The organism is Candidatus Manganitrophus noduliformans, assembly GCF_012184425.1.
In the GTDB taxonomy this organism is placed as follows: domain Bacteria; phylum Nitrospirota; class Nitrospiria; order SBBL01; family Manganitrophaceae; genus Manganitrophus; species Manganitrophus noduliformans.
The window spans coordinates 288,320-307,397 of record NZ_VTOW01000001.1; the positions used below are offsets into that span (position 1 = coordinate 288,320).

The following is a 19,078-nucleotide window of genomic DNA, read 5'->3' on the forward strand; positions in this document are numbered from 1 at the left end:
GAGGACAAACCTGGAATGACAAAAGGGGGGCGTTTACAAGGATTCTTCCGGAGCGATGCTTTCGGGGGAAAAAGGCTGAAAGGACGCCTTCTCGCTGCTTCGGATCTGAATGGAGAGGCGGTTGGTGATAATCTCACCGGTCCAGATGTCTTTCCCCTTCTTCTCGACCCCCGTCGGTTTCTCTTTGTTGGCATAGGTGAGGCGAAGCCCGTATAACCCTTTCTTCAGCGGATGGGGGGTCAGCTCGGAGAGGGGCGGAAGTTTCTTTCGAATCTCCTCCTCCGGTTTCAATTCGATAAAGTCGTCGGCGGTCAATGGCTTCGGCGGATTGGTTTTGGTCTGCAGGAACCCGTCCGGCTCGGCAAAAAGCTCCCACTGAAGATCGCTGAACGGATCAAGCCGCCGGTTGACGACCAGGGGACGGGTCGTGTTGTTCTTGAGCCGAACCGTCAGGCGAATCGGCTCGCCGAATTTGTAGGTCGGCTTATCGGCATGAATATAAATCTCCAAATTTCCGTCCCGCCCGAATTCGTCCCCCGTCGCCGTCTGGCCGGCGAAGAAAACACTCAACCCGACGAGTAAGCATTGAACCCACCGAACTTGAAACAACGACATGGATGTACCTCCTGATCATTCGGTCGCTGAGCGGAAATCGCCTACAGGCGCCGCCTTCTTACGGCGAGGGTTGCATTCCTCTCCAGGTCTCTTCGCCCTTGGAGCGGTTCAACACCCGATAGACGCGGCAGGGGATCGTCAGAAACACCCGATCAAGCCGGGCCATCATCCGCACCGCCGCATCGACGGCGTACCGCTTCTCCGCCGACAGCGGCTCGGTGACAACCCCGCCGATCGCCATCCCTTCTTCTTCTTTGAGGATCGACAGCGGAATTCCTCCTCGATCATAGACCGCCGAATGCCCGACGAACCGGCTGCGAACCGCATAGGGATAGAGAAAGGGAAGGGGTGAATCAAACGGCCCGCAGAGGCCGGCGTAGGCCACCGGCACCCCAAACGATTCCGACAGCCGCTTCGGAAGGAGTTCCGGCATCCGGCTGATGCTTCTGTTCACCGCCGTCTTGGCAAAGAGAAAACCGCCGGCGGTGAAGTCCGGCCAGGCCGAAGAAACAATCAGAAGGTTCACCTTGTTCCGAAACCGCTCCCAGATCTTCTGATCGAGCAGATCGGCGCAGATCCCAAAGCCGATCCGGCCGAGGGGGGTCTCGACCAGCAGCGGTTCGTCCCCCTTTGTAAAATAGCATTTCTCCTGAAGGGGAAGACAGCGCTTCCGATAAGAGGCAAGCCGGCCCTGCGGGCTGCTCAAAAGAAGCGTGTTGTAATGATTCCCCCCGTCCCGCTCGATCATTCCTCCGATCAGGTAGATCCCCAATCCCTTTGCAAGATTTCGAAACCATCGGGCGGTCCGTCCGGAGAGATCTTCGGCCACCGTCAGATTCCTCCAGTCGTAGCAATATCCGGTATTGAATAGTTCCGGAAGAACGACGATGCGGGCGCCGCGCGAGGCCGCCTCCCGAACCATCCGATCGGCTTTCTCAAGGTTCTCCTCAACGCGATACGGAATCGAGGTCATCTGAATGGCGGCAATCGTTAAACGTTTGGGACCATTTTCCATCGAGGGCTCCTTTTGACGGAAAGCGCCGTCTTTCAGATTCTCCCCTCTTCGTCATGCTTTGAAGAGGAAAGCGCGTCTTTGCCGGTGTTCGACTGAATCGGTTTCTGCGACGGTTGTTTTAAGCGGTCCAAAAGGATCAGAACCGTGCGCGGGGAGGAGCTCCTTCCGGGGAGTTGCTTCAGATCCAATTCCGTGACGCGCTCGTCCCCCTCTCCCAGGTTTTCGCAAAGATACGCCGTCCGGTTCTCGACTCCCCGCGCCAGGAGCGCCTTGGCCAGCGCGGCGGGGGTATTTTCCGCGTCGGTCAAAATGGCCGCCTTGACGGCATGCCGGATCGGTTCGATGACCCCTTCGATCGGCCGGTTCCGGACCGAGCCGAAATAGGCCTCCTCCCAGCTCTCTTTGATCCGGGCGAAGGCAAGCTGCATGGCGCTGACATTGGGGAGGATCTCCACCGCCTCTTTCCCGAGCTGCGCTACCAACCCTTGTGCGATCCCGTAAAAATTAGGATCTCCGGAGGCAAGGACCGCCATTTGGCGCCGGCCGAGATTCGATTGAATCATCTCGGTGATTTTTTCGAGATCGGATTGAATCGGAATTTTCTTGGCGTCGTGATTGGGGAAAAAGGCCAATAGCCGCTCGGGGCCGAAGATCCACTCGGCATCCTGAAGCAGCCGCATCGCTTTGAGATTCATCGAGAGAACGCCGTCCTCTCCCACGCCGAAAACATGGACCTTCTCTTTTAGCGGATCACCCATGTGTAAGACAAATCCCCTCGGTGCAGAGTAGTCTATGCCTCACCGGCGATAAAAGTCAAGCGCAGGGGGCGGGGTCGCCCTCGACCTCGTCCTCGACACAACCTCTTCCTTGCCTTGAAAAGGGGAAAAGTTTGTGCTAACTTATCGTGCGAGGGAGGAACCGATGGAAGAGGAAGAAAAAGGGTTTCAAGTCAGAGACCGCCGCGCTTACCTGAAGGAGACGGACCCGGAGAAGCGATCGGAAAAAGAGCGTACGGAGAAACCGGCCTCCGCTTCGAACAAGGAAACCCAAGCCGCGTCTCCGGGCCGAGAGGAACAGGCTCATCCCTCGGCGGAGGACTCTTTTCCGGTTCACTTTTCCTCCTTCATTCTTTCTCTCGCGACCTCTGCGCTGATCCACCTGGGGCAGGAGGCCAATCCCGCGACCGGGGAGAGGTCGGTGGCGCTGCCGGCGGCCCGCCAGGTGATTGATCTGATCACCCTTCTCGAAGAGAAGACCAAAGGGAACCTGACCCCGGATGAGGAAACGCTCCTTCAACAGGTCCTCTTCACCCTGCGATTGAAGTTCGTCGAGGTAGAAAAGAAACGCCACCCCTGATCCGCCCTCCTTGTGAAGAGGTCAGGCAGGTCTCCCCCCCTTTCGGTCGCCTCGGATTCGCTTCAATGTAAGGAGCCCCGTTTGTCAAAAAAGTGGATCCTCTTTATTTTTGCCGCCCTTTTCCTTTTGTTGCTTGCCGTTCAGCTTGTCCTCCAAAGCGGTCTCTTCTCGGAGAAGGCAAAGGAATATGCCGAAAAGGGGTTGGAGCGGTTGCTGGGACGGCCGATCCAAATCGGGGAGGTCGAACTTCGCTCTCTCTCCGCCTCGGTGGTGCTGAAGGGGGTCTCCGCCCGACCGACTGGCGATGTCTCCCCCTTTTCGGCCCAAGAGATTCGGGTTTATTTCAGTCCTTGGTCTCTGCTGACCCAATCTTTTTTTATCCGGCAGATCGTGATCGAGTCTCCCGCGATCATGCTGACACCCGCATTCCTCCCTCAGACTCCCCCCCCCTCGCCGGAGCAACGGGAGGGGAGCCCTCCGGCGGTCGTCGTTCGGACCGTTCGAATCAAGAACGGATCGCTTTCTTATCAGGGAGCCGGCCTGCTCCGCTCCCTTTCGCTCCAGGAGATCGAGGCGGAGATCCGGCCCGATCTGGGAATGACCCGATTCGAGATCGACCTCGCGGCGGCAAAGGGACGGATTTCAACCGAGAAGGAGGAGAGAACGATCGACCGGTTGGAGACGAAAGTCGCCTTGATTCCCGGAGAAGTCGAGATCCGGCAGGGCTCGCTTACCTCCGGACGAGCGCACCTCTTGACGGAAGGGAAGGTCCACACGGGAGAAGACAACCGGCTCGACCTGCAGATCGACCTCCGTTTTCCCCTGGAGGAGGCGCCCGTTGCTCTCATCACCGAAAGAAAACTCTCCGGCGAGGCGATCGTGCAGGGGCAACTCACCGGCGCCTATCCCAACCTTGCCGCCGCAGGAAAGATCACCCTGCCGCAGCTTTCCTCGGAAGGGGCCGAGATCGGCTCTCTCCTCTCGGAAATCTCCTACCGGGATCGAAAGGTCGTGGTCTCTTCCTTCTCCGGCGAGCTCTTCAAAGGGACCTTCAGCGGGGAGGCGGAGGGCGATTTCATGGAGGAGACGCCGACCTACCGCGCCTCGCTTCAATACGGACGTCTTCCTTTGGAGAAGACGCGAAAGCTCCTTTCGAATCTCCCGTCGGAAATGGACCGGGCGCTGGAAGGAATTTTTCTCGACGGCGATTTCTCCATTTCCGGAAAAGGGGCGGCCCCGGCCGATTGGGCGGGAGGAGGCCGTCTGGAAGCAAAACGGCTTCCCCTCTTTTCCCCTCCGTTTCGCGCCGACGCGGGACGCACCCAGAAGTTGATCGCCCTGCTTCAAGGGGGAGTCCTCCAATGGAGATGGTCGGAGAGCCGGCTGTCGATCGACCAGGGAAGGCTCGCTTTCCCGAATGCAGAAGCGACTTTTCACGGAAATTGGAGCCGACAGCAAGGCCTCTCCATCGAAGCGGCCGCCCTCTCCGAGGAGGTCCGGGGATTGACCCGGGCGCTCGACTTTCCCTTCACCGGAGCGCTGCAGGTTGAAGGAACCCTCTCCGGAGAGATCGATCATCCCCGCGTCGAAGGGCACGCTCTGCTCGACCGATGGACCTTCCAGGGCAAAGCGATGGGAACCCTTTCCTCCCAATTCCTTCTCCAGGACCGGCGCCTCTTATTAAAGGAGGGGTCTCTGGAATCTCCCCCCACCGGGAAGAAATCCGCATCGGCGCCCTATCGTTTCGACGGGAGCATTCAGTGGGCCCACCCTGAAGCGCCGATGTTCGACCTTCAAGCCAAGATCGCCTCCGCCGATCCCCAGGCGGTCTTCGACTTCTTCAAACTCTCCATTCCGCTTCGGACCGCGGCGACCGGAACGCTGACCATCAAAGGATCGCCCCGGGCCTTCGCGGTCAAGGGGCCGCTGCGCTTGACGCGGGGCTCTCTCTACGGTGAGCGTTTCGACCGGGGAAGAGTCGATCTGACGGTCACGAACGAAGAGGTCCAGCTTCGCAAGGTCTCCCTGGAGCGGGGGACGGTTCGCATCGCGGGAGAAGGAGAGATCCGGTTCAACGGGACCTATCGGATCGCGGCGAAAGGGGCGCATCTCCCCATTCACGAGATCGAGATAATCCAGCTCCGGGCGCCGCTTCTCTCCGGAAAGATGGGGTTGGAGGTGACGGGCGAGGGAAGTTTTAAGAAACCGAACCTGTTGATCGTCGCTTCCGTCCAGGATCTTCGATATGCCGACACGGAGGGGGATTCCGGAACGGTCAAAGTCGACTGGAGCCAGGGGGCCGTCCGCCTGGAGGGAGCTTTTCCCAAGAAAAACTTTTCCGCGAAGGGAGAGATCCAGCTGACCCCTTCGTACCCCTTTTCTTTCCAGGGCCGCTTTGCGCAGCTTCGGATCGATCCTTTCATCCGACAGTTTTTCTCGACCCCTCTCGCCGGGATCACCCTTCAGATGACGGGGGAGTTGGAAGGAGGCGGACAGCTCACCAAGATGGACCAGGTCAATCTGACCGGATCGCTGACGGAGATTGCGGCCGACTTCGGCGGATACGCCGTCGGGAACGACGGCCCGATCGCCGTCCGATCGGAGGGAGGGGCCTTTGCCTTCGAGAACGCCCGATTGAAGGGAGAGAACACCGCCTTAGAGTTCAACGGAGGGTTGATCCCCCTCCAATCATGGGATCTGTTCGTAAAGGGAGAGGCCGATCTGAATCTTCTCACTTTTTTTTCAAGGACGATTACTTCCGGAAAAGGGAAGGCGACCCTCGACGTGCGGATCTCCGATCAGTGGAAATCACCCCGTATTCTCGGCCAACTCGCCCTTCAAGACGGCACGGTGCGAACGGTCATCTTCCCCCAGTCGGTTCATGTCTCCTCTCTCTCGGTCGTCTTCAACGAACGGGTCCTTCTCCTGGAAACGTTCGAGGGGGAGATGGGACGGGGACGGTTCCAGGCAAACGGGAAGGCCGATCTGGCCGGTTTCGGCGTCGGCCCGTTCGGGTTTCTTCTGGAGGTCGCCGACACGCGAATCAACCTTGCGAGAGACCTGACGGCGACGGTCGACGGCGAGCTCCTCTTCCAGCGGGAGGGATCGGCTCAGACCCTCAAAGGAGAGCTGATCGTGAAGCGGGCGATCTACGACAAGCGGGTCGATCTCAAATCGGTGGCGGTCGAGTGGGCGCAGAAAACGGAGGAGACCTTCAGCAAAGAGACTCCTTTCATCGGCGCGACGAAAATGAACATCCACCTCTCCGGAGAGGAGAATCTCTGGATCGACAACAACCTCGCGAAAATCCCGCTTGAAGCCGATCTCTTTCTGAAGGGGACGCTCGACCGGCCGCTCCTGATCGGCCGGATCGTGGTCCCGCGCGGTTTGATCTATTTCCGGAATAATGAATTCGAGGTGACCTCCGGCTCGGTCGAATTCCTCGACCCCCAGAAGATCAACCCGCGATTTAATTTGAAAGCCAAAACGGTGGTGGAAACAAGGAACAGCAAAGAGAGCCTCGATAAGGATTACGAAATCGATCTCGGTCTCACCGGAACCCTCTCCCAGTTCACGCTGGCGCTCTCTTCCTCTCCCCCGCTCCCGGAGACCGATATTCTCGCCCTTCTCACCTTCGGGGTGACGACGGAGGAGTTCGCCCAGAGGCAAGGAGGGGTGGCCAGCAGCGAGGCGACCAGCCTGATTCTGGCGGAGTTCTTAGAGGGAACGGTTCCGAAAACAGGGTTTGTCGATCGGATCCAGGTCGATCCTTTTGCCGGGGGATCGAAGTCGTCGAGCGGCCCTCGACTCACGGCTGAAAAACGGCTCCTGGAAGACCGGCTCCTGGTGACATATGAGGCCAACCTCGATCCTTCCCAAGAACAGCTGATCCGAATGATTTACGAGCTTGGCAAAAATGTGTCTCTGGTGGGAGAACGAGATCAAGACGGGCAGATGGGAGGGGATGTTCGATTCAGATTCGAGTTCCGATAATCGCGACAATCTGTCTTCTCATCGCCCCTCTTTTTGCTCATGCCCATTCTTGGGAAGGGAAGGTCATTCACCAGGTCGGCATCGATTTATCCGAGCGCTCTTCCGAGCCGGAGGTCTTCGAACAGATCGAACTGCGACCGGGGCAGCGCTACCAGACCCGCCTCATTCGGCAAGCCATCGAACGCCTCTACGCAACCGGCCGCTACCGCGACATCTGGGTGGAGGTCGAACCGGCGGGAGAGGAGGTCACCGTCAAATTCGTCCTCATCGAGCGGCGGCTTCTCTCCTCGATCGACCTCTCCGGAAATTACTTCGTTTCCGAGGAGGAGATTCTCGGTGCGATCGGGATGAAGCCGGGGGACGAGTTTACGGAGGCCCGCTGGGAAAAAGCGCTCTCCGACGTAAGCTCGCTCTATCGAAGAAAGGGATACTTTCAAACCCGCTTCTCGACCGACTTGAAACGGCCCCCCGGCGACCGGAGAGGCGTCGATCTCTCCCTGAAGATTCGTGAAGGGGATCCGGCCAAAATCAGAAACCTCCGTTTAACCGGACAGAAAGTATTTTCAGACACGACGATCAAGCTTCGGATGATGACCTCCTGGCCGAAGGAGTATTATCGCTTCGACAAACTTGAAGAAAATATAAGAGCGGTCGAAGCGTTCTATTACAGCGAGGGCTACTTGAAGGCCGTCGTCGGTCCGCCGATCCTCGATTTTATCGAGCGGACCAATGAGGTCGACATCACCCTTCCGATCGCCGCCTCCAACAAGATCGACCTTCACTTCGACGGGCGGGGTCCCATGTCGGTGAAACAACTGGAGCCGCTGGTCCTCATCAAAGAAGAGGGGAGCGACGATTCGAGCACGCTCGAGCAGAGCGCCCAGGAGATTGAAGAATTCTACCGCAGAGCGGGTTATCCCTTCGTCCAGGTGACCGTCTCCGCCCTTCCCTTTCCGGAGGAAAACCGGACGGAGGTTCGCTTCAAGATCGAAAGCGGTTCCCGAACCCGCATTCGACAGATCAAATTCTCCGGCAACCACTCCTTTTCATCGGAGCGCCTGCGGGAGATCGTCCGCCTCCAAAAAGAGGGTCGCTTCTCGTCGAGTCTTTACACCCGCGAGCAGCTCGACGAGGATGCCTCCGCCCTGGTTCTCTTTTATAAGAGGGAGGGGTTCCGAAACCCGCGCGTCGCCCCCGAGATCGATTATGACGACACCCGAACCGACGCCACGGTCACTTACAAAATAGACGAGGGAATTCGAACCAGGATCGGCCGGATCACTCTTCAGGGGAACCAACGCCTGCCGGAAACGACACTGAAAGAGGCGCTCCGGATCGCGCCGGAAGATCCTTATTATGAAGCGATCGTGAGGGAGGGGGCGCGCCAGCTCCTCTCCGCCTATGAAAAGGAGGGCTATCTTTACGCCGCCGTTCAGTCGCTCACCGATTTCTCCGAGGATCAGACGACCGCCGACATCACCTATGATCTCTCCGAGGGAGAGCAGGTCCGCGTCGGCCGAATCGTTCTCGATGGAAACCTGAAAACACGCGACCACGTTCTCCTCCGTGAGCTCGTCATTCGCGAGGGAGATCCTTATAGCTTCGATCAGATCCTCACGAGCCAGCAGCGCCTCTATCGGACCGGCCTCTTCTCGGGGGTCCGGTTCGAGCCGATTCGCTTTGAAGACAAACCGACGGTTCATGACCTCCAACTCTCGGTGACGGAGCGCCCCAGCATCGGCGTGGAGTTCGGCTTCGGTTATGCCGACTTCGAAGGGGTCCGCGGATTTTTCGAGCTCTCCCATCGGAACCTCTTCGGAACCGGCCGGAGCCTCAGCGCCCGGGCGCAGGGAAGCCGCGTTCAGGAGCTCTATACCCTGAGCTACCGGGAGCCGTGGTTCTTCTTCCGCGACACCGACGCCCATGTGGTGGCGGCCTACGAAGATCGGGAAGAGCGCACCTACGATTTGGAAAGAGCCAGCGGCACCGTCGGCGTCGACAAAAGTTTCTCGAAAACCGTCAAGGGATCGCTCGTCTATCAATACGAACGGAACCGGCTCTCGAATGTCGACCCGGACGCGCAATTGACACAAGAAGATATCGGGCGGGTCACGATCGGGAGCATCACCCCCTCGTTGATCCGAGACACGCGGGACGACCCTTTCAATCCCCGCTCCGGAAGCTTGAACGGAATCACCGTCCAGGACGCCGCGCAAATCTTCGGCTCCGAGGCGCAGTTCGTCAAAACAACGGTTCAGAGCAGCTGGTATCAGGCCCTCTCCGAAAAGCTCGTCTTCGCCTTCTCGGCGCGGGCCGGCGTGGCGCAGCGATTCGGCGAGACCGAGGTGATTCCCCTCACGGAACGGTTTCTCGCGGGAGGGCGCAGCACGGTCCGCGGCTACGGTCAAGACAAGCTCGGGGTGGAGAGGGTCACCATCATCAACGGAGATCCCATCGGCGGAAACGCCATGTTGATCTTCAACGAGGAGCTTCGGATCGCCCTTCCCCGGTCGTTCGGCCTCGTTCTCTTTTTCGATCATGGGAACGTCTGGCTGGACCACCGGGACGTCCGCTTCTCCGACATCAAATCCACCACCGGGATCGGGGTACGGTATAATACTCCTGTGGGGCCGTTCCGGCTCGACTGGGGATACAAGCTCAACCGCGAGGCCGACGAAGATCCCTGGACGGTCCATTTCACCCTCGGACACGCTTTCTAGAAAATCGGGGTGACTTCTTTAGGAGACGAATGCGGTTCTCTTCCAAAGAACGATGGCTCCTCCTCGGAATCGGGCTCCTCCTTCTTTTCTATCTCATCGCCCCCTCCAAAAAAGAGATCCCCCTCCGGAAAGAAGGCGCCACCGATTCGTTGCTCCCTTCGATTGATATCGAGGTCTCCCGGCCCTCTCCTCCCGGCTCCGTTTCCCCCCCCTCCTCGGATCAAGAGGCTCCCCCCTGGGCGACGTTCAACGAAAAAGGGGTGGCCCTCTTCAACAAAGGGCGCTATCAAGAAGCGCTCGATCTTTTTCAACAGGCCTTCGCCCTCCGGCCGGAAGAGATCACCCTCCGCAAAAATGTCGCCCAGGCGCATGCGCAGCTCGGATGGGAGGCGATCCGGCAAAACGCCTTCGCCGACGCGGAGCCCCACTTTGCCGCCTCGATCGAGCAATTCGACAAAGAGGCCGCTTTCTATTTTGGGGCGGCGATTGCTTTCCATCGCCGGCAGAAGGAGCGGGACGCTTTTCGAATGCTGGAGATCGGGATCTCCCTTGATCCGGAGCAGGCGATCGCCTACAAGTTGCTCGGAGAGATTTATGAAAGCCGAAACGAATTCAAAAAGGCGATTGAAGCGTGGGAGAAGGCCTCTCGGCTCGATCCGAGAGACGCCGCGCTCTCGGCGAGAATGGAGAAGATGCGGCGGGAGCACCGGCTCTTCTCCCAATTCCAGCAGGCGCAGACGCTCCACTTCAACCTTCTTTTCGAGGGACGGGAGGAAAAAGATCGGGCCCGCAGGGTCATTCAACTCCTCGAGCAAGCTTATCAAGAAATCGGGAGGACCTTTTCTTATTATCCCGACCGGACCATCCTGGCCGTTCTCTACACCGATCAACAATTTCGGGACGTGACCCAAAGTCCGGCTTGGACAAAGGCCCTCTTTGATGGTAAAATCCACCTTCCGATCGGGGGCCCGATCGAAAATGAAGCCTTGCTGAAAAAGGTGGTCTACCACGAATACACCCATGCGCTCGTTCACCAACTCTCGCGCGGCAAAACACCGACCTGGCTGAACGAAGGGTTGGCCCTCTACTTCGAAGAAGGGGGACGGCTCGACCGGGATCGACTGACCCCTCCCCTTCTCCCGCTCGACAGGCTCCACGGCACGTTCATGGCGTATGATGAGCCGACCGCCCGGCGGGCTTACGCACAGAGCCGCTCCGCGACCGCTTATCTGATCGATCGGTACGGCTTTTTTCGAATCAAGCTCCTTTTGGAGGGATTGGCCGACAACACGCCGTTTCCGAAAGCGTTTGAGCAGATCTTTCTTATCCCCTACGCCGATTTCCAATTGGAGTGGCAGAAAAGGATGGGATCCGGATAGAAGTATGACGAAAAAAATGTGGTTCATCTCTTTTTTCCTGATCCTCCTCGTTGTCCCGGAAGGGCTCTTTGCCGCAGGCTCGGAGCGGATCAGGAATGTGGTCACCGAGGTCAAAAATCAGGAGATCGTCGTCACGGCGGAGCTGGTGGATGGATTCAACCGGGAGATCATCAGAGACATCCACGACGGCATTCCGAAAGATTTTTACTACTATCTTCTCTTGAAGCGAAAGCAGAAGAACTGGTTTGATGAAGAGATCCTGGCCAAAACGATCCGTTACACGGTGAAGTACGACACGCTGAAGAAAAAGTACGCCGTTGTCCAGCGGGAGGGAGAACGGACGGTGGAAAACACGGTGGACGACCTCGAGACGATGAAACGGATTGTCTCCAAGATCGACCAGGTGAAGCTCGCCCCCGTCAGCGTTCTCAAATCGCGCAATCGCTATTATGTCAGCGTCAAATCGCAGATGAAGGCGGCCAAGCTCCCCTTCTATGTCGATTATTTTCTCTTCTTCATCCCCTTTCTCGAAATCGACACCCCCTGGGCCGATTCCGACTCGCTCTCAGTGATCCGGTGAGGGGAAGTGATCAAGAGAGGCCGAATTCGCCTGAAGGGAACGTTCGGACCGCAGAGGAGACGGGGCACGGCCTGATTCGATGAATCGATCCGATCTTGAAAAAACAGCGCCGCCGAAATCAAAGGGGGGGTTGCGTCCCGTTCTGATCACCGCCCTCTTTCTGGCCCTTTCGGTCTCCCTGACCGTCCTCTTTTTCAGAGGGGTCGAAGGACCCGCGCTCTTTTCGACCAATATCCTAGTCCTCACCCTCGTCAACGTCAACATCACCCTTGCCATCCTCCTCATTCTCCTTCTCTCCCGCAACCTGATCAAACTTTATTTCGAGCGCCGGCAGCAGCCGAGACGGTCGAGTTTCAAGAGCAAGCTGGTCGCCGCCTTTATCGGCCTCTCGATGATCCCGTCGATTCTCCTCTTCATCGTCGCCAGCGGTCTTTTGACGAGCAGCATCGAGAACTGGTTTTCGATCCAGGTGGAGAAGTCGCTCGGCCACTCGCTGGAGGTGGCGCAGGGGTATTATCAAAAGAGCGAAGAACATGTCTCCACGCTGGCCCAACAAACGGGGCGAACGATCCAGGAACGGAACCTGTTGGAAGGGCCTTATGAAGAATTGGTCCGGACCTTGGAGGCGCGTCAGAAGGAGTATGACGTCGAAGCGATTCATCTCTTTACCCCCGCATTCCATCGCTTCGCCTCGACCGCAAAAGGGATCCCCGACCTGCCCAACGCTCCCTTTCCCGCCACCGAGCTCCTCCAACGGGCGCTGCGGGCGGGCGAGCCGATCACGACGGTTCAATCGACCCACCGGGGAGACCTGATCCGGGGGATCCTTCCCCTCAAGTCAAATGAACGGGTGATCGCCCTTCTCGTCGTCGACTCCCGCATTCCCTCCTCCTTCGTCGGCAAGATGGAGGAGATTAAAAAGGCGCTGGAAGACTACAAACAGCTCAAGGCGTTTAAGAACCCGATCAAGGGAAGCTATATCCTCTCCTTCTTCATCATCGTTCTCCTGATCATCTTCTCGGCGACCTGGTTCGGTCTCTACCTCGCCCGCGGAATCACCGTCCCGCTTCAGAAGCTGGCGGAGGGAACCGAAGCGGTGGCGCAGGGGAACCTGGCGGTTCAAATCGATGTTCAAGCCAACGACGAGCTGGGGGTCCTGGTCGACTCCTTCAACAAGATGACGGCCGATCTCAAACAGACCCAAGAAAAGGTCAAGGAAGCGAATCGCTCGCTGACCGAGTCGAATCTGGAACTCGAGAGCCGGCGGGCATATATGGAAGGCATCCTTCAAAACATCGCCGCCGGGGTCATCTCGGTCAACGAGAAGGGGATCATCACCACCTTCAACCCCTCGGCGGAGCGGATCCTGAACATCTGCGCCGCCGAGGCGGTCGGAGAAGCGTACATTCCGTTTTTCTCCGGCCGAAAGATGGAGCCGATGGCCGATCTTCTCGATAAGATTCAGCAGCTCAAGAAAACCGCCCTGGAGGAGCAGGTTCATCTCGAAGTTCGGAAGAAATCGTTGACCCTCCGGACCGCCGTCTCCCTGCTGCAAGGGGAAGACCAACGGTTTCTCGGAGGGGTGATCGTTTTCGACGATCTGTCCGAATTGATCCGGGCGCAGAAGCTCGCCACCTGGCAGGAGGTGGCCCAGCGGATCGCGCACGAGATCAAAAACCCGCTGACGCCGATTCAGCTCTCGGCGGAACGGCTGAGAAAAAAATACTATGAGCATTCGAGCGATTTTGATAAGATATTCGATGAATCGACCCGGATCGTCATCAACGAGGTTCACGATCTGAAGAATCTGGTCGACGAATTCTCCAACTTCGCCCGAATGCCGGCCCCCCGGCCGACGCTTCAGAAGATCGAACCGATCTTGAAAGAGGTCATCGTCCTTTATCAATCGGCCCACAAAGATATCACGATCACCGCTCAATTCGATGAGACGGCGCCTCCCCTCAACCTCGATCGCGAGCAGATCAAGCGGCTCTTCGTGAACCTTCTCGACAACGCCGTTGATGCGATGAACCGCGAAGGGGGCCTGAGCCTTCAGAGCAGCTACGACCAAGCGCAGCAGAAGGTCCGGATCGAGGTCGCCGACGAGGGATCGGGGATCTCTCCGGAGGATCTCGATAAGCTCTTCCTCCCCTACTTTTCCAGAAAGAAGACCGGAACGGGGCTAGGGCTGGCGATCGTCCATCGGATCGTCATCGATCACAACGGCCAGATCCGCGCCGTCCCGAGACAGCCGAAGGGGACGACGTTTGTGGTGGAGTTTCCTGTTTAATGAGAGCGTTGCTATGTCGGAAACAATTCTGATCGTCGACGACGAGCCTTCGATCCTCTCGACCCTCTCGGGGGTCTTGATGGATGAGGGGTATACCGTCGTCACCGCGGAGCATGGCGCGGCGGCGATTCGCCAGGTTCAATCTCAGCCGCCGGCGCTGGTTTTGCTCGATATCTGGATGCCGGAGCCGGACGGCATCGAAACGCTCAAGCGGCTGAAAGTTCTCTTCCCCGAGCTGGTTGTCGTGATGATGTCGGGTCACGGCTCGATCGAGACCGCCGTCAAGGCGATCAAGCTCGGCGCCTACGACTACATCGAGAAGCCGATCTCCCTTCAAAAAGTCATTTTGATGGTCAAGCACGCCCTCACCGAATTTCGGCTCCGGCAGGAGAACCGCACCCTCAAGCGGCTGGTGGAGAAAAAAAATGAAATGATCGGAGGGAGCCCGGCGATTCTCCGGCTGCGGGACCAGATCCAGATGGCCGGACCCGCTCCAAGCCGCGTCTTGATCTCGGGGGAGAACGGCACCGGGAAAGAGCTTGTCGCCCGCGCGATCCACAGCCACAGCCCGCGCCGCGCGCAGCCGTTTCTGGAGATCAACTGCGCCGCCATTCCCGAAAATCTCATCGAGAGCGAGCTCTTCGGCTATGAGCGGGGGGCGTTCACCGGGGCGAATCACCAGAAGAAGGGGCAGTTCGAGCTGGCCGACGGCGGGACCCTCTTTCTGGATGAAATCGCCGATATGGCGCTGGCGACCCAATCGAAGGTCCTCCGCGTCCTACAGGAGCAGGAATATTACCGGGTCGGCGGGAGCGAACGGGTGAAGGTCGACGTCCGGGTCATCGCCGCCTCGAACAAAAACCTCGCCGAGGAGATTAAAAAGGGAACCTTCCGGGAAGACCTCTATTATCGATTGAACGTGATCCCGCTTCATGTCCCCCCGTTGCGCGAACGGGCCGAAGATATCCCGGTGCTGTTGGAGTATTTTACAAAAGAGCTTTCGCAGGAACAGGGGATCAAGCCGAAGCGTTTCTCTCCCGAGGCGATTGCCGTGTTGAAGCGGTATCACTGGCCCGGTAATGTCCGCGAGCTGAAGAATATCGTCGAGCGCTTGATGATTATGGTCGCCTCGCCGGTGATCCTCCCGCAGGATCTCCCCGAATTCGTGACCGAAGGGCTCCCTCCCGAAGACAACTCTTTCCCCCCTGTGGAAGGGGGCGCGCCCGGCTCGCTGAAAGAGGCGCGCAACGTTTTCGAGAAGAAATACATTCTCGCCAAGCTCCAGGAGAACAACTGGAACGTCAACCAGACGGCGGAGGCCCTCCAGATCGAGCGCACCTACCTTTATCGCAAGATGAAGTTCCTCGGCATCGAGGCGCCGGGGGGGGAGTAAAGACCCGGCTTTGCCGAATCGTATTCTTTCCCTTCAAATCGAAAAGATCGTCCAAGGCGGCGACAGCTTGGCTCGCCATGAGGGCCGGGTGATTTTCGTCCCCTTCGCCATTCCGGGGGAGACGGTCGAAGCGGAATTCGTCCGAGAAAAGAAAGAATACGCCGAGGCGGAGATCGTCCGGATCATCACCCCCTCCCCCGAGCGGAGAGAAGCCCCCTGTCCGGTCTTCACGATCTGCGGCGGCTGCCAGCTCCAGCACCTCCCGGAAGAAGGGCAGCTTCGCTACAAAGTCGAGGCGATGCGGGAGGTCCTGGCGCGAATCGGAAAAATCGCATCGTACGATCTCCTCCCGCCGGTTCCCTCTCCCCTCCCTTTTCACTACCGGACAAGGACGCAGTTGAAGGTCGCGCGAGGCGAGCTCGGCTACTACCGGCAGAAGAGCCATGAAATCGTTTCGATCGACCGCTGCCCGCTTCTCATCGCCCCCCTGAATGCAGCGATCGAAGCGATCCTCCGCTCTCTCCAGCGCGACCGGCTCGAAGAGATCGAACTGCAGGCGGTCTCCTCCGGCGACTTTCTCATTGTCCTGCGCGGCGATCAGTTTCCGCATGATCGCGCGGAACACTTCTACGAAACCGCGCGGCAAGCGCTTCCGTTAAAGGGGGTCGTCGTCGGCAACCGACGGGGTTGGCATGTTTTCGGAGAGAATTTCCTGATCGAGACCGTCCGCGAGAAGCGCTTCCGGATCAGCGAGCGCGCCTTCTCGCAGGTGAACCCCGCCGTCAACCGGCTTCTAATCGAAACGGTCCTCGATTGGTCCGCGCCGACCGAGAACGATCGCATCTTGGAACTCTACAGCGGGATCGGCAATTTCACCCTCTTCCTTGCTGAACGCGCGGGGACGGTGACGGCCGTCGAAGGAAACCGCGCCGCCGTGGAGGACGCCCGACGGAATCTTCAGACCGCCGGCCTCACCAATGTCACCCTTCAAGTCTCTGCCGCCGAAGAGGGCGTCCGGCGCGCTGTCAGAGAGAAGAAGCCGTTCTCTCAAATTTTTCTCGACCCGCCGCGCGAAGGGGCCGGCAAAGCGGTCATGCAAGGGATTGCTTCCCTCGCGCCGCGGAAAATCTTCTATCTCTCCTGCGATCCGGCCACCTTCGCACGCGACGCGCGCATTCTTCTCGACCGAGGATATGTCCTCAAAAGACTCCAGCCGTTTGATATGTTCCCGCAGACGGGACATTTGGAATTGCTCGCCGAGATGGTTTGCGTCTGATCATCCACTGAACTCCTCCGGCCGGACCGGGAAGGTGAGCGCCCGGCGCAGCACCGCCAGGGTCGATTCTTTGATGCTCTTAAACGGCCGGAATCGAACCCTCGGGTCGGTGAGCTTCCCCTCGACTTCAAAATAGGAAGCGATGAACATCTGGTCTTTGCCGAGCAAGATCGGTCCGGCGACGGGAAGCTGCTTGAGAATATCATCCACCAGCCGAAAGACCTGAACCCCCATCAAGAAATCGAACTCGTTCTTTACAAGATCGATCTTCCCGTTGGCGATGACACGGACATCCTTACCGAAGAGAACGGTGTCGTGCAGCGCGACTTTCCCCCGCTCGATGCTCAAGCTGCCGGAGAGGACATCGTACTTGATCCCCTTCACATCGGGATCGGGAAGGGAGCGAAGATTCATCAACGCGAAAATCCGGGCCAGCGCCCTGAATCGATAGATCGTTCCCTTCTCCAGGTAGACGATCAGATTTCCCTCCAGGTTCTTTTTAAACTCCTGGAGATGATTCCCCTCCGTATTCAGGCCTCCCGCCACGAGTCCCCGTCCCGACATGATCGGCCGCTCTCCGTCTCCGCGAAAATCGCTCAGAAACGCGGCCACGCTGATCTGCTCCAGCTTGGGGGTCAGCGCCAGCGCCATCGATCCGTCCGGCCGAAAATGGACCTGGGCGAAATCGGCCCTGAAGACCCCCCCCGCGAAATCGGCTTCGGTCTCCCGAAATTGCAGCGTCTTCTCCCGATAGATCATCGCGCTCTGCCAATTTAAGAAATCATACTCATTTATCTTAAGGCGATCGATCCGAAGCAGCCCGACTGCATAGCCGCTCTCCTCATGATCATCCTGATCGGGCTCCGGGGAGGTCGGCCTCGGCTCCTTCGGTCGCTCCTCACCCGTGCGCGTAGCTTCCACCGCGTCGGGGGGAAGGCGGAGCACATCCCAATCGAGGGTTGTGGCGTGAAGATCGAATTCGATCCCTTCCTCATAGAGGTCGGGCATCTTTCCGGTCGCCGCCAGGCGGCCGGTCCCCCATTCCCCTTCGGCCGATTCGATCAGGAGTCGTTTTCCCTCCACCCGGACGGTCCCTTTAATTTTTTGGATCGGCCGAAAAGAGGGAAAGGGGGTCAGCGCCCCTTCGCGAACCAGAAGACGGCCGTGGAACTCTGTCTGAGAGGGGGCCTTCAGAGGAATTTTTATCTTGAGATCGGTCTCAACGGAACCGCCGGTTTTGAGCCGCTTGAGCCGCTCGTTCCCGAAGCGTTTGAAAGCAACCTCCGCGGCATCCGAGAGGGAGACTTGTCCGGAGGTTTGAATCTCCAGCGGACCCTCTGTGAACGGTTTCAATCGTCCGGTGGTCTCCGTGAGAGTGGAGTCCAAGAGATGTGTGTGGTAAAGGGTGATGTGCCCCTCTCGGCGATCATAACGCCACAAGGCTTGATCGACCGCGACCGGCGGAAGGTCTTTGGCGAGGGTGACGGAAATCTGTTTCGACTCTCCCGCCAGATGCGTTTCCGGCGAGCGAAACAGACGGTGGAGCCGGAACAGGTCGGCACTCGGCGCATCAATGGTCACCCAGCCCCACTCGAACAAAAAAGGGGGAACCGCTTCGGAAAGATAGGGCTGAATCAGATTGGAGTCGAAACGAATGAGCGTCACGATGAAATGGGCTGTCTCTCGCGTGAAGCCGAAGAACCCCCCTTCCTCCTCCACTCTCCCATCCACCTGCAGATGGGTCGCCTTGTCGACCAAGATTCCTTGCCAGACGGAGGGGATATCAATCTTTACGCCCACCTCTCTATCCCAAAAAGGACGACGGATCCGGACTTCTATCCGTTGAGCCGTCCATTCCACAGGGCCGCCGGAGAGAGCATGATCGAGGAGGGAAAGCCTCCCCTGCCGTAGAGTAACGATCCTCGATCGGTTCGCCACCTTCCATCCTTCGCCCGCTTCCCTTTCCCTCTTCGGAAGGAGATCCTTGAAGTTCCACTCCCCGTTCCGATCTCGAATCAGAGAGACGGTCGGCTCGATCAAATGAATCTCCACAATCTCCATCCGCTTCCAGAGGAGAGGAAGAAGCCGAAATCCGATTCGAATCTCTTGGACTTCTGCAATCGGCCGCGCTTCTTCCCCCGCCCCGATCACGACGCTCCGGAGCCGAATTTCAGAGCCTGTCAGGAACGAGACGCGAATCTCGTCGACGGAGAAAGGTCGGCCGATCGCTTGTTGTAATCGCTCGGAGAAAAAAGGGATGAGGCGATTGAGGGTAATCCATTCCGGGAGGACAAACAGAACAAAGGCGAGCAGTAACAAAAAGAGGGCGGCCCAAGCCGGCCGCCGCGTCTCTCCCCTAAACCATGATTTATTTTTAATGGGGACCTCTCCTCCGTATGACAGCCACTTCGGCGGACTTCTCTTTTGCTGCTCTTGGAAGCGCCCCCGTCCCGTCCGATCA

General features: G+C 58.3%; 12 protein-coding genes. 8 read left to right on the forward strand and 4 right to left on the reverse strand.

Features of this window, described 5'->3' with window-relative positions; translation table 11 throughout:
- Positions 1 to 33 precede the first annotated feature (33 nt).
- From MNODULE_RS01405 to cbiE, 3 genes are read right to left on the reverse strand one after another with little or no spacing between them, the layout of a single operon-like run.
- A complete protein-coding gene (locus tag MNODULE_RS01405; protein WP_168057705.1) occupies positions 34 to 615 on the reverse strand; it encodes a hypothetical protein in 582 nt (193 codons plus the stop codon).
- 58 nt (positions 616 to 673) lie between these two features.
- Positions 674 to 1,630, reverse strand: a complete 957-nt coding sequence (locus tag MNODULE_RS01410; RefSeq protein WP_168057706.1) for a carbon-nitrogen hydrolase family protein — start codon at positions 1,628 to 1,630, stop codon at positions 674 to 676.
- Between the two features lie 32 nt (positions 1,631 to 1,662).
- Positions 1,663 to 2,388, reverse strand: coding sequence for a precorrin-6y C5,15-methyltransferase (decarboxylating) subunit CbiE (cbiE, locus tag MNODULE_RS01415; protein ID WP_168057707.1), 726 nt, complete (start codon positions 2,386 to 2,388; stop codon positions 1,663 to 1,665).
- A gap of 163 nt (positions 2,389 to 2,551) precedes the next feature.
- Here cbiE and MNODULE_RS01420 point away from each other — a divergent pair, with 163 nt between their 5' ends.
- The 8 genes from MNODULE_RS01420 to rlmD all read left to right on the forward strand — a co-directional run bounded on the left by MNODULE_RS01420 (position 2,552) and on the right by rlmD (position 16,617).
- A complete protein-coding gene (locus MNODULE_RS01420; RefSeq protein WP_168057708.1) occupies positions 2,552 to 2,986 on the forward strand; it encodes a DUF1844 domain-containing protein in 435 nt (144 codons plus the stop codon).
- Between the two features lie 81 nt (positions 2,987 to 3,067).
- Positions 3,068 to 6,979, forward strand: coding sequence for a translocation/assembly module TamB domain-containing protein (locus tag MNODULE_RS01425; RefSeq protein WP_168057709.1), 3,912 nt, complete (start codon positions 3,068 to 3,070; stop codon positions 6,977 to 6,979).
- A gap of 218 nt (positions 6,980 to 7,197) precedes the next feature.
- Positions 7,198 to 9,699 (forward strand): outer membrane protein assembly factor BamA, encoded by a 2,502-nt coding sequence (gene bamA, locus MNODULE_RS01430; RefSeq protein ID WP_168057710.1) that lies wholly within the window; start codon positions 7,198 to 7,200, stop codon positions 9,697 to 9,699.
- A gap of 29 nt (positions 9,700 to 9,728) precedes the next feature.
- A complete protein-coding gene (locus MNODULE_RS01435; RefSeq protein ID WP_168057711.1) occupies positions 9,729 to 11,078 on the forward strand; it encodes a tetratricopeptide repeat protein in 1,350 nt (449 codons plus the stop codon).
- Positions 11,079 to 11,082: 4 nt separating this feature from the next.
- Entirely contained in the window at positions 11,083 to 11,658 is a 576-nt protein-coding gene (locus MNODULE_RS01440; RefSeq protein WP_168057712.1) for a DUF4390 domain-containing protein, read from the forward strand.
- Positions 11,659 to 11,737: 79 nt separating this feature from the next.
- Positions 11,738 to 13,948 (forward strand): ATP-binding protein, encoded by a 2,211-nt coding sequence (locus MNODULE_RS01445; protein WP_168057713.1) that lies wholly within the window; start codon positions 11,738 to 11,740, stop codon positions 13,946 to 13,948.
- Between the two features lie 13 nt (positions 13,949 to 13,961).
- Positions 13,962 to 15,341, forward strand: coding sequence for a sigma-54-dependent transcriptional regulator (locus tag MNODULE_RS01450; protein WP_168057714.1), 1,380 nt, complete (start codon positions 13,962 to 13,964; stop codon positions 15,339 to 15,341).
- Positions 15,342 to 15,351: 10 nt separating this feature from the next.
- A complete protein-coding gene (rlmD, locus tag MNODULE_RS01455) occupies positions 15,352 to 16,617 on the forward strand; it encodes a 23S rRNA (uracil(1939)-C(5))-methyltransferase RlmD (RefSeq protein ID WP_168057715.1) in 1,266 nt (421 codons plus the stop codon).
- On the opposite strand, the gene MNODULE_RS01460 is transcribed toward rlmD, so the two are convergent.
- Entirely contained in the window at positions 16,618 to 19,020 is a 2,403-nt protein-coding gene (locus MNODULE_RS01460; RefSeq protein ID WP_479688864.1) for a YhdP family protein, read from the reverse strand.
- Positions 19,021 to 19,078 lie beyond the last annotated feature (58 nt).

Bases quoted from the DNA above. Each gene is read 5' to 3' on its own strand.
- MNODULE_RS01405 (WP_168057705.1), bottom strand. From the start codon at position 615: ATGTCGTTGTTTCAAGTTCGGTGGGTTCAATGCTTACTCGTCGGGTTG.
- MNODULE_RS01410 (WP_168057706.1), bottom strand. From the start codon at position 1,630: ATGGAAAATGGTCCCAAACGTTTAACGATTGCCGCCATTCAGATGACC.
- cbiE (WP_168057707.1), bottom strand. From the start codon at position 2,388: ATGGGTGATCCGCTAAAAGAGAAGGTCCATGTTTTCGGCGTGGGAGAG.
- MNODULE_RS01420 (WP_168057708.1), top strand. From the start codon at position 2,552: ATGGAAGAGGAAGAAAAAGGGTTTCAAGTCAGAGACCGCCGCGCTTAC.
- MNODULE_RS01435 (WP_168057711.1), top strand. From the start codon at position 9,729: ATGCGGTTCTCTTCCAAAGAACGATGGCTCCTCCTCGGAATCGGGCTC.
- MNODULE_RS01440 (WP_168057712.1), top strand. From the start codon at position 11,083: ATGACGAAAAAAATGTGGTTCATCTCTTTTTTCCTGATCCTCCTCGTT.
- MNODULE_RS01445 (WP_168057713.1), top strand. From the start codon at position 11,738: ATGAATCGATCCGATCTTGAAAAAACAGCGCCGCCGAAATCAAAGGGG.
- MNODULE_RS01450 (WP_168057714.1), top strand. From the start codon at position 13,962: ATGTCGGAAACAATTCTGATCGTCGACGACGAGCCTTCGATCCTCTCG.